This is a genomic window from Streptacidiphilus sp. PB12-B1b, from assembly GCF_014084125.1.
Taxonomy (GTDB): Bacteria; Actinomycetota; Actinomycetes; order Streptomycetales; family Streptomycetaceae; genus Streptacidiphilus.
Genome location: NZ_CP048405.1, coordinates 5,455,843 through 5,468,569, shown reverse-complemented (window position 1 = coordinate 5,468,569; position 12,727 = coordinate 5,455,843). Strand labels below are relative to the sequence as shown.

Genomic DNA, 12,727 nt, shown 5'->3' with positions numbered 1-12,727 from the left:
CCATGGACAGCCAACTGGAACGGCTTCTGCTGGATCTCAAGGCCGATCGTGTCTCCAAGGAGCACGTCAAGCAGTTCCTGAAGGACCGTCGGATCCGAACGGGACCGCCCACGGACGCCCAGGACCCGGGTCCGTCGCCCGAACTGGTGCGGTGCCACCCGGTCTGGCGGGCGGCCGACAGCCCCGCGACCGGGCGGAAGCCGGGACATGTGGTGCTCCTCGCCGGGCCACCGGCCCTGGCGGATGCCCTGCGTCAGCGGGACGCGACGATCGACGTGCGCCTGCTGCGGGCCGGAGCCGCCGGTCTCGCGGACCGCTACGCCGATCTCGCGGGCCAGGTGCTCGGCTCGCTCCGCTCGCTGGCCGGCGACCCGGAACTGCCCGCCACGCTGGTTCAGCTCGTCTGCTCCCGGGAGGGAGCGGACAACCTGGATTCGGGTCTGATCGGCATGGTCCGAAGCGCCGCCCTGGAGAACCCCGCGATCGTGCCCCAGTTGCTGCTGGTCGACACGGCCACCGATGAGGCGCACACCGGCGCCGCCCAGATCCTGGCGAGTCGTGAGCACAGCGGTGACCGCGTCGTGCGGTTCCGCCACGGCGTCCGCGAGGTACTGGCTTGGGACGAGCTGCCGAGCCCGGAGCACACGATCCCGCCCTGGCGGGAAGGCGGTACCTACGTCGTCACCGGCGGCCTCGGCGGGCTCGGGCTGATCTTCGCCCGGGATCTGCTGCGATCCGTGCAGAACGCGTCCGTCCTGCTGAGCGGCCGCTCCGCACTCGACAGCAACCGGCGACGGCTGCTCGAGGGCCTGTACCGTCCGCACGCGCGGGTGGAGTACGCACGACTCGACGTGGCCGACCCGGGCGGTGTCGAGGCGTTCCTGGCCGACGTGCGGCGTGAGTACGGTGCCATCCACGGCATCATCCACAGCGCCGGTGTGCTCCGGGACGGTTTCGTGTCGCACAAGAGCGCCGAGGAACTGCGCGAGGTGCTCGCCCCGAAAACGGCTGGCGCCCTCAATCTGGACGCCGCCAGCAAGGACGACGCGCTGGACTTCTTCGCCCTGTTCTCCTCCACGGCGGCGGTCACGGGCAACGTCGGCCAGTGCGACTACGCCGCCGCCAACGCGTTTTTGGACGCGTTCGCGCACCACCGGGGCGGTCTGGTCGCGCAGGGCCTGCGTTCGGGCCGCAGCCTCTCGCTCAACTGGCCGCTGTGGGCCGAGGGCGGGATGCCGGTCGACGCGGAGACGGAGCAGGCGCTGCGGAAGCGGACGGGCATGTGCGCCCTGCGCACCGAGTCGGGCCTCAAGGTCTTCCACGACTCCCTCGCGTCGGACGTCTGCCAGGTGATGGCGGTCGAGGGCGACGGGCCGCGCATCCGCCGGACGTTTCTCGGGCAGCCGGCGGCCGCCGCCGTACCCGCCCCGGTCCCCGTACCCGCCCCGGCAGTTGCCGAGGGCATCAGCGAGGAGGCGCTGCACCACAAGGTCGTCCGCAGGCTCGGGCAGATGCTCAGCGGTGCCATCGGCCTCCCGGTAGCGAAGATCGACGCCCAGGCGCCGCTGGCGACCTACGGCATCGACTCCATCGTCGTCACCCGGCTCAACCGGAAACTCGCCGACGTCTTCCCGGATCTGCCCAAGACGCTGCTGTACGAGTTCAATTCGCTGGATGCGCTCGCGCGCTACTTCCTCCGGGCACACCGGCGGGGATGCCTGGACTGGACGGGAACGGCGGCCATCCCGCAGGCCGCTCCGGCGCCGGGGGCGACGAACGCCTCCGTCGCCGAGCGGCCGGCGCCCGAGGCGGCCGCGCCCGCCTCGGAGCATGCCGAGGACGCGGTCGCCGTGATCGGCATGAGCGGGCGGTTCCCGCAGGCCAGGAACCTGCGGGAGTTCTGGGAGAACCTGGACGCCGGGCGCGACTGCGTCACCGAGATCCCCGAGGGCCGCTGGCCGCTGGCCGGCTTCTACCACCCCGACCGCGACGAGGCGGTGGCGGCGGGCCTGAGCTACAGCAAATGGGGCGGTTTCCTGGACGGGTTCGCCGAGTTCGACCCGCTCTTCTTCGCCATCTCGCCGCAGGAGGCGATGAGCATGGACCCGCAGGAGCGTCTGTTCCTGCAGGAGTCCTGGAACGCGCTGGAGGACGCCGGCTACACCCGGCAGCGCCTGGCCGACGCACATCGCCGGAGGGTGGGTGTCTTCGCCGGCGTCTCGAAGACCGGGTTCGACCTGTACGGGCCCGACCTGTGGAAACGGAACGAGAAGCTGCACCCCCTGACGTCGTTCGCGTCGGTGGCGAACCGGGTGTCGTACCTGCTCGATCTCACCGGGCCGAGTCTGCCGGTCGACACGCTCTGCTCGTCGTCGCTGAGCGCCGTCCACGAGGCGGTCCAGCACCTTCGCCGCGGCGAGTGCGACCTGGCCGTCGCAGGCGGGGTCAATCTCTACCTGCACCCGTCGAACTACACCCTGATGTCCGGCAAGCGGATGCTGTCGGACGACGGCAGGTGCCGCAGCTTCGGAGCCGGCGGCAGCGGCTTCGTGCCCGGTGAGGGCGTGGCCGTCGTCCTGCTCAAGCGGCTGTCCGACGCCGAGCGGGACAACGACAACATCCGGGCCGTCATCCGTGGCAGCAGCATCAACCACGGCGGTCGGACCCACGGCTACACCGTCCCCAACCCGGTCGCGCAGGCCGAGGTCGTCCGCGAGGCGCTCGCCCGCGCGGGCGTCCGCGCCGACGAGGTGAGCTTCGTGGAGGCGCACGGCACCGGCACCGAACTGGGCGATCCGATCGAGGTCGAAGGGCTGGTCCAGGCGTTCGGGTCGGACACCGGCTCCCGGCAGCGCTGCGCCATCGGCTCCCTGAAGAGCAACATCGGTCACCTTGAGGCCGCCGCCGGTATCGCCGGGCTGCTCAAGACCGTCCTCCAGATGCAGCACGGGCGCATCGCGGCCAGCCTGCACGCGCAGGAACCCAACCCCAACATCGACTTCACCCGGACGCCGTTCCGGCTCCAGCGGGAGACGGCCGAGTGGACCCGGCCCGCGATGACCGGCGGCGACGGGGGTGCGGCCGAGGGCGACCGGATCGCCGGGGTCTCCTCGTTCGGCGCCGGCGGCTCCAACGCCCATGTCGTCGTGGCGGAATACCGCCGGGTCGACCCCGAGGCCGTCCCCGCACCCGCGGGCGGCCCGTGCCTGATCGTCCTCTCGGCGAAGGACCCCGAGCGGCTCCGGGAGCGGGCCCGGGACCTGCTCGACTGGCTGCGCCCGCAGGACCCCGCCGCGGTCGACCTCGGCGCCGTCGCCCACACGCTTCAGCTCGGCCGTGAGGCGATGGACCTGCGGCTCGCCCTGCCCGTCGGCTCACCCGCCGACCTCACCGGGAAACTCGCCGCGTTCGTCGCCGGCGAGCAGGACATCGAGGACCTGCACCTCGGCAACGTCAAGGAGCACCGGGAGGCGCTCACCGCCCTCGGTGACGACGGCGACATGGCCGCGACCGTCGACATGTGGATCGAGAAGGGCAAGTTCGACCGGCTGCTCGACCTCTGGGTCAAGGGCCTGAACGTTGACTGGGGCAAGCTGTACGGTCCCCGGCGCCCCCGGATGCTCCCGCTGCCCGGTTATCCCTTCGCCCGCGAGCGCTACTGGGTGGGCGACCTGGCCGCGGCTCCCGGCCCCGTCGGCTCCGGCGCCGGCCGGCTCCACCCGCTCGTGCACACCAACACCTCCACCCTCGACGCCCAGCGATTCGGCTCGGTCTTCTCGGGCGATGAGTCCTTCCTCGCCGACCACGTCGTCAACGGCCGCAAGGTGCTGCCGGCCGCCGCGCACCTGGAGATGGCCCGGGCGGCACTGGACGCCTCACTCGACGGGCGCACGCGTCGGACCGTGCTCCGCAACGTTGTGTGGGCCCAGCCCCTGACGGTCGATGAGAGCCCCGTACACGTCATGACGACGCTGTACACCGCGCAGGCCGGAGCCGCCGGGGAGGTGGCCTTCGAAATCTCCGGCGTCCCGGGAGGCGATCCCGACGCGGACGCCGTCGTGCACAGCCAGGGGACGCTGCGGGCCCTCGTCGGCGCCGACGCGTCGGTGGCAGTCGACCTGGCCGCGCTGCGGGCGGCGTGCGGTGTCGCCCGGTTGGGCGCCGAGCAGTGCTACCGCGTCTACCGGGCCATGGGTCTCGACTACGGTCCCGCGCACCGCGGCATCGAGAGCGTGGCGATCGGCGACGGGCAGGCGCTGGCACGGCTGCGGCTGCCGTCCGGGACGCCGGACGACGCCGACGGCTACGTACTCCACCCGAGCCTGCTGGACGCCGCCCTGCAGTCCGCCGTCGGACTGTTCGGCCGGGTCGGCGACGTCACGGACGCCGCCCCCGACGTGCTTCACCTCCCTTTCGCCCTCGACGAGTTGGACGTCCTGGGGCCGTGCACTCCGCAGATGTGGGCGTGGGTCCGGTACAGCGACGACGATCAGCCCGATCTCGGTATCCGCAAGCTGGACATCGACGTCCTCGACGACGCCGGTGCGCCGCGCTGCCGCCTTCGGGGATTCACCTCCAGGGCGTACGCGGCGCAGGCGCCCGTCGAGCGGGCCGGCGGCACACCCCCGCACGGTGACGCACGGGTCCCGGCTGCAGCCGCCGCGGCGAGCGGCGGCGCCCTGCCGGGCGGCACGCTGGAGGAGCGGACCTGCCAGTACCTGGTCGGCTTCCTCGCCTCCGAGCTGCGCGTGCCCGCGGAGCGGATCGACGCTGACGACGCCCTTGAGCACTACGGCATCGACTCGATCCTGGCGATGAACCTGACCAACCGGCTCGAAAAGGTCTTCGGGTCGCTGTCCAAGACGCTGTTCTACGAGTACCAGACCATTGCCGCCCTGTCCGGGTACTTCCTCGCTGCTCATCGGCCCCGCCTCGTCGAGCTGCTGGCCGCGGAAGTCCGGGAGTCGTCCGGCGCCTCCGCGGACGGCGCCACCGCACCGGGCGGGACGAGGTCCGAACACACCCGCCCGGCGGTGGTGCGGCGCGGCCGCCGGGAGCCGGCGGGCACGGACACGCAGATCGCCGTCGTCGGACTGGCGGGCCGCTATCCCCAGGCCCGGAACATCAGGGAGTTCTGGCGGAACCTGGCCGAGGGCCGCGACTGCATCACCGAGATCCCCACCGACCGCTGGGACCACGGCCCCTACTTCGACCCGGACCAGAACGCGCCCGGCAAGACCTACACCAAGTGGGGCGGCTTCCTGGACGCCGTCGACCGCTTCGACTCGCTCTTCTTCAACATCGCCCCGCGCGAGGCGGCGTTCATGGACCCGCAGGAGCGGCTGTTCCTGGAATGCGTGCACGAGACGCTTGAGGACGCGGGCTACACACGGGAGACGCTGAGCCACTGCGCGGACCGCGGCCTGCCCGGCAACGTCGGCGTCTTCGTGGGGGTGATGTACGAGGAATACCAGCTCTACGGCGCCCAGGAGCAGGCGCGCGGCCGTAACGTCACGCTGTCCGGCAGCGCGTCGACCATCGCCAACCGGGTGTCCTACGTCTTCGACCTGCACGGTCCGAGCCTGGCCGTCGACACCATGTGCTCGTCGTCGCTCACCGCGCTGCACCTGGCCTGCCAGAGCCTGCGAACGGGCGGCTGCGAACTGGCCGTCGCGGGCGGCGTGAACCTCTCGCTGCACCCGAACAAGTTCCTGATGCTCGGCAGCGGCAAGTTCGCGTCGAGCAAGGGCCGGTGCGAGAGCTTCGGACAGGGTGGTGACGGCTACGTCCCGGGTGAGGGGGTCGGCGCGGTCCTGCTCAAGCCGCTCGACCGCGCCCGCGCGGACAACGACACCGTCTACGGCGTCATCCGGGCGACTTCGGTCAACCACGGCGGCAAGACCAACGGATACTCCGTGCCCAACCCCCGCGCGCAGTACAACGTCATCGGCCACGCGCTGCGTGAGGCCGGGGTCGACGCAGCAGCGGTGAGCTACGTCGAGGCGCACGGAACCGGCACCTCGCTCGGCGACCCCATCGAGATCGCCGGACTGACCAGGGCCTTCCGCGAGCACACCGATCGGACGCAGTTCTGTGCGATCGGCTCGGTCAAGAGCAACATCGGGCACGCCGAGAGCGCGGCCGGCATCGCCGCGCTGACGAAGGTGCTGCTGCAGCTGAAGCACGGCCAACTCGCGCCCTCGCTGCACTCCGAGGTGCTCAATCCCCATATCGACTTCGACGGCAGCCCCTTCTACGTGGCCCGGAAACTGGCACCGTGGAGTCGCCCGACAGGCGCCGACGGCGCCGCGGCGCCGCGTATCGCCGGCATCTCGTCCTTCGGGGCAGGGGGCTCCAACGCCCACGTCATCGTCGAGGAGTACCTCCCGGCTCCCCGCCCTGCGGATGCTCTCCCCCGGAGGGCGCTCCTGCCGCGGTCGTCCTGTCCGCGCGGACCGAAGCCGGCCTGCGGGCCCAGGCAAGTCAGCTGCTGCGCTGGACGACCGAGGGCGAGGGCGCGGCGACCCCGCTCGCGGACATCGCCCACACCCTCCAGACGGGTCGGGAGGCATACGAGGAACGCCTCGGACTCGTCGCGGCCACGACCGGTGAACTCACCGTTAAACTACGGGCGTTCCTGGACGGCGAGTCCGAGATCACCGGCCTGTACCAGGGCCGGGTGGAGCGCCGGCAGGGCACCCTGGCCGTCTTCACCGCCGACGCGGACCAGGCACGAACGCTGGACGCGGCGCTCGCGCAGCGCGCCTACGGCGAACTCGTGAGACTGTGGACGAACGGTCTCGTGGTGGACTGGACCAGGCTCCACCACGGGTCCACACCGCGCCGGGTCTCGATGCCGACCTACCCCTTCCAGGGCGAGCGCCACTGGCTGGCCGGCGGCACCGCGACCGAACCGGGCCCGGCGGCGGCTCCGGCGCAGCTCCATCCGCTCCTGCACGTCAACACCTCCACCCTGCAGGGGCAGCGCTTCACATCGGTGTTCACCGGCGAGGAGTTCTTCCTGCGGGACCACCGGGTCAGGGGCGAGCGCGTGCTGTCCGGTGCCGCCTGTCTGGAACTGGCGCGCGCCGCCGTGGCGGCCTCGCTCGACGAGCCGTACCGCGTCGAGAGCATCCGGAACGTCGTCTGGACGCGGCCGGTCACCCTGCACGAGCCGGGGCTGACCGTCCAGGTACGCCTGCGGCCCGAGGAGGACGGCGAGGTCCGATTCGAGATCCTCGGCCCGGACGGCCCGGCCGCCGGAACCGCCGACGCGGTGCACAGCGAGGGCGTGGTACGGGTGACCTCGCGGCCTGCGCCCGCGACCGCCGACGTCCGCGTCGACCTGGCGCGACTGCGTGAGGCATGCCGGACCCCCGGGCCAGACGCCGACGCGCTGTACGCGACCGCTGAGGCGCGCGGTATCGCGTACGGCCCGGGCCACCGCGGCGTCCAGCGCCTGTGGACGGGCCCGGGACAGGTCCTGGCCCGGATCGTGCTGCCGTCGACCGTGCGGGAAACCCGGAACGCCTACGGGCTCCATCCGTCGATGGTGGACTCCGGCCTGCAGGCGTGTGCGGGCCTGCTGTCCGGGGCGGACGCCGAGGAACCGCTGCTGCTGCCCTTCGCGCTGGACGAGGTCGAGATCCTCGGCCCCTGCCCGCCGGAGGGATGGGCCTGGTTGCGGGACAGCGCGGGCCGGGAGGCCGACGGTCTGCGTCGCATCGACATCGACATCTGCGACGACGACGGGAGGGTGGCGATCCGGCTCAAGGGCGTCGCCCTGCGCGCCGGTACGGCTGCCACGACCGCCCGGGAGTTGTTCGCCGCTCCGCACTGGGTGGCCGCCGCCCCGGCGACGGCCGTCGCCCCGGCGCCCGAGGGCCTGGTGCTGGTCGTGGAGCTCCCCGAAGTCGCCGCGGCACTCGACGCACAGGACACCGCGCGAGTGGTCCGGCTGACATCGGGCGGCACGGACGTCGGCCGCCGCTACACCGACTACGCGCTGCAGGTCTTCGACGAGGTCAAACGACTGCTCGGGGAGCCCGCCCAGCACCCGGTCCGGGTCCAACTGGTCGCCCAGTCCGCCGAACCGTCGCTGTGGACCGGACTGGCCGCCATCCTGAAGTCCGCAGGACTGGAGAACCCGCGACTGCTCGGCCAGATGGTGCTGGTGGACCCGCAGGACGCGGCGGAGCGCGCCGCGTCCCGGGTGATGGCAGACCGCGCCGTGCTCGCCGACTTCGGCGTGCGGTACATCGGCGGCCTGCGCGAGGTCCTCAAGTGGCGCGAGCAGGACGTCGACCGCCGGTCGGTGGTGACGCCCTGGAAGGACGGCGGCGTCTACCTGATCACCGGTGGCGCCGGCGGCCTGGGCACGGTCTTCGCCCACGACATCGCGGGCCGGGTCCGCGGGGCCCGGATCGTGATCGCCGGCCGGTCCCCCCGCGACGCGCACAAGGACGCGCTGCTGGAACAACTGCGGCGGCACGGCGCGGAGACGACGTACGTGCAGGCCGACGTGGCGGTCAGGGACGACGTCATGACGCTCGTCCGGGAGACCCAGGAGCGGTACGGCCGGATCGACGGGATCCTGCACGCCGCCGGATTCACCAGCGACGCGTTCGTCATCAGAAAGGACGCGGACGGGTTCGCCCGGGTGCTGGCGCCCAAGGTCGCCGGACTGGTGCACCTGGACGAGGCCACCCGGGACACGGAGCTCGAATTCCTGGTCGCCTTCTCCTCGGTCGCAGGGGCCCTGGGCAATGTCGGACAGGCCGACTACGCGGCCGCGAACGCGTTCATGGACGCCTTCGCGGCGCACCGCAACGCGCTGGTGGCCCGCGGCGAGCGGCTGGGGAGGACCCTGTCGGTCGGCTGGCCCCTGTGGGCCGACGGCGGGATGCATGTCGACGCGCTGACCGAGCGGTCGCTGCACGAGCGCTTCGGGCTCGTGCCGTTGTCGGACCAGGAGGGGCTGCGCGCCCTGTACCTGGCCCTGGCATCGCCGTCCGACCAGGTGATGGTGCTTTCGGGCGATCGTCCGAGGATCGCGCGGACCCTGCTGGCCGGACTCCTCGTGGACGGCGCCGCGCCCGACGGGAACGGGGCGGCAGCCCCCGCGGACAGCCCGGACGAGAACACCGCGCAGCAGGCCGTGGCCTACTTCAAACGGCTCCTGGCATCGGCCATCGACCTGCCCGCCGCCAGGATCGACGCCGAGGCGTCACTGGAGGATTACGGCGTCGACTCCGTCATGACCATGGAAATGACCCGCACCCTTGAGGGAGTCTTCGGCTCGCTTCCGAAGACCCTCTTCTTCGAGCACCGGACCGTCGCCGCCCTGACCCGCCACTTCCTGCAGACCCGTCCCCAGGAGCTCCGGGAGCTTCTCCCCCCGGCAGGCGGGCGTCGGCAGGCACCCGCCGTCGCGCCGGCCGACCCCGGGCAGCCCGCCCGGGGGGCCGGACGAACATGGCCGGTGGCGTCCGCTGCTCCGGCAGGGAGCGCGGCCGACCCGGCCCCGGCCGTAGGCGCGGAAAGCGGTGACACGGCGATCATCGGACTGGCGGGCCGCTACCCCCGGGCTTGCGACGTGGGGGAGTTCTGGCAGAACCTCGCCGCCGGCACGGACTGCGTCACCGAGATCCCAGGTGACCGCTGGGACCATGGGCGCTTCTTCGACCCGGACAAGGGGACCCCGGGGAAGTCCTACAGCAAGTGGGGCGGATTCCTCGACGGCGCCTACGACTTCGACCCGCAGTTCTTCAACATCTCCCCGCGCGAGGCGGAGGTCATGGACCCGCAGGAGCGGCTGTTCCTCCAGTGCGTGCACGACACATTGGAGGACGCCGGGTACGTCCGGGACACCGGCAAGGACCGTACCGGGAACCTGCTCGACGGGCGGGTGGGCGTCTTCGCCGGGGTGATGTACCAGGAGTACCAGCTCCACGGTGCCCCGGCGCAGGATGTCGGCGCGGCGCCGGCTGTCTCGGGCAGCTCCGCGTCCGTAGCGAACCGGGTGTCACACGTGTTCAACTTCCGGGGCCCGAGCATGAGCGTCGACACGATGTGCTCGTCGTCGCTGATGGCCGTGCACCTGGCCTGTCAGAGCCTGAGGTCGGGCGACTGCGACACAGCGGTCGCCGGTGGAGTGAATCTCTCGCTGCACCCGAACAAGTACCTGCTCCTCAGCCAGGGCCGACTCGCGTCGAGCGACGGTCGCTGCGCCAGCTTCGGCGCCGGGGGCGACGGCTACGCGCCGGGGGAGGGCGTGGGCGCAGTCCTGCTCAAGCCGCTGGCGCGGGCGATCGCGGACGGCGACCGGATCTACGGAGTCATCAAGGGCACCGCCGCCAACCACCGTGGCAGGACCAGCGGTTACTCGGTACCGGAACCGCTGGGGCAGGCCGACGTCATCGGCGAGGCCCTCAGGCGGGCGGGTGTGGACGCACGGGACGTGAGCTACATCGAGGCGAACAGCGTCGGCACCTCCTTGGGCGACCCGGTCGAGATCGCCGGGCTGTGCAAGGCGTTCGACCCGTACACCGATGACCGGGGGTTCTGCGCGATCGGCTCGGTGAAGAGCAACATCGGGCACGCCGAGAGCGCGGCCGGCATCGCCGGCATCACCAAGGTTCTGCTCCAGCTCCGGCACGGCCGGCTGGCCCCGTCCCTGCACGCCTCGACGCTCAACCCGCACATCGACTTCGAGCAGACCCCGTTCGTGGTGCAGCAGGAGCTGGCCGAGTGGCCGGCCCGCGGATCGGACGACGGCACCCGCGCTGCTTTGCCGCGCATCGCGGGTGTGTCGGCCTTCGGGGCCGGGGGCTCCAACGCCCACGTCGTGATCGCGGAGTACGTCCCGGACAGCCCGGCGCCGGGTCCGTCGGCCGACGCCGGGCCACGGGCCGTGATACCGCTGTCCGCCCGCACGACCGAGCAACTGAGGGCGCGGGCCGAGCACCTGGTGGAGTGGCTGGGCCGCCCCGAGAACGCGGAGCTCGCGCTCACCGACATCGCCTACACGCTCCAGGTCGGACGCGAAGCACGGGAGGAACGCCTCGGTGTCGTCGCCGTCTCCGTGCCGGAGCTGGTCGAGAGGCTGGGGCAGTTCCTGACAGGCGACCTGGCAGGCGGTGAGATCATCCGCGGCTCGGTCGCCGAAGCACCCCGGACCCTGACGCTGTTCGGGTCGGACTCCGACCTCGACGTGATGATCGCGGCGTGGGCCGAGAAGGGGAAATACGAGAAGCTGCTCGAACTGTGGGTCAGCGGTGTGCCGGTGAGCTGGCAGTCGCTCTACCCGACCGGCACTCCGCGGCGGGTTGCGCTGCCGACCTACCCCTTCGCGGCCGAGCGGTACTCCGCCTTCGACGGCCTGTCCGTCCCCGGGGCGAACGCGCCCGGAGGACCGGCGCCGCTGCATCCGCTGGTTCAGGTCAACACGTCCGACTTCACCGAGCAGCGCTTCACGTCCGTCCTCACCGGACAGGAACGCTTCTTGGGCGATCGCGCCGCACCGACGGTGCCCGGCGCCGCCTTCCTGGAGATGGCCGTGGCCGCGTGCTGTCTCAGCAGCCGGGCCGCCGTCGAGCCCTCGGCGCCGGTGGTACTGCGCGACGTCGTGTTCGCGCGGCCGCTCGGTCGTGCCGACGGCCTGCGCGAGGTGCACGTCGGGCTGCGTCCGGACGACGACGGCGACATCCGGTTCCGGATCAGGAGCACACCGCGGGGCGGGGACAGCGACGCCGACGCCGTCGTGCACAGCGAGGGCGTCCTGTACTTCGCGGACGGAGCCGAGGAGACTGTGCTCGACCTGACCGCGCTGCAGCGGGCCTGCGGGCGGTCCGGCCTGACCGCCGAGCAGTACTACCGGCGCCCCCACGATCACGGACTCGCGCACGAGCCGGCCTTCCGCGCCGTCAAGCACATCTGGACCGGATCCGGGCACGCTCTGGTCCAGATGGCGCTGCCCGACCCGGTGTGCGACACCGAGGACGGTCTCGTGCTGCATCCGGGCCTGCTCGGGGCCGCGGTGCAGGCGTGTTCCGACGTCCTCGGCGGGTCGGCCGGGCGGCACCGGGTGTACGGCGGCGGTGGACCCGCGGTGGTCCGCGCCATCGACGAGGTCCTCGTTCTCGATGCCTGCACGCCCTCGATGTGGGTCTGGGTCCGACCCGGCGCACAGCAGGCCGGTGATGCGGGGGCCCCCGGGTTCGACCTCGACCTGGCCGACGAGCAGGGCCGGGTCCGGGTCCGGATCGGCGGACTCTCGTTCGACCTGGCCGACTCGGACCGGGCCGACTCGGACCGTGACCACTCCGACCGGGCCGACTCCGGATCAACGGTCCTGCTGCGCCCACAGTGGCGGCCCCGACCCGTACCGGCCCCGTCGTCGGCCGGCCCTGCTGCCGTGCGACCGACCGTGCTGCTCGCAGGACTGCCCCAGGTGGCGGCCCTACTGCGGGGCGACGACGCCGACGTGTTCCTGCTGACCACCGAGGACGAGGCCCCGGACAGCCGGTACACCGGCTACGGCCTGCAGGTCCTGAAGCACCTGCGCTCCATCGTGCGCGGAGCCGCCGGCCGGAGCCACGTCCAGCTGGTGGTCCCCGGTACCCCGGACGCGATGCTGCTCCCCGGACTCGCGGCCATGCTCAGGACGGCCCGACTGGAGAACCCGGCTGTCACCGGACAGGTCGTCGTGCTGGACCGGACCGACACC

Annotated in this window: 2 protein-coding genes (1 of these 2 cut by a window edge); both read left to right on the top strand. The window is 72.1% G+C overall.

From position 1 onward, the window contains the following. Positions 1-2 precede the first annotated feature (2 nt). On the top strand, positions 3-6,782 hold the full coding sequence (locus tag GXW83_RS23755; protein WP_182445082.1) for an SDR family NAD(P)-dependent oxidoreductase: 6,780 nt from the start codon (positions 3-5) through the stop codon (positions 6,780-6,782). Further along, on the top strand, positions 6,680-12,727 hold the 5' portion of the coding sequence (locus GXW83_RS23750) for an SDR family NAD(P)-dependent oxidoreductase (protein WP_182445081.1). 825 nt of this gene lie beyond the right edge of the window; 6,048 of the gene's 6,873 nt are visible here — the first part of the coding sequence; its start codon is at positions 6,680-6,682; its stop codon lies beyond the right edge, outside the window. Before GXW83_RS23755 ends, GXW83_RS23750 begins: the two co-directional genes overlap by 103 nt.

Excerpts from the sequence above, each read along its gene's own strand:
- GXW83_RS23755 (WP_182445082.1), top strand. The coding sequence starts at position 3 with ATGGACAGCCAACTGGAACGGCTTCTGCTGGATCTCAAGGCCGATCGT.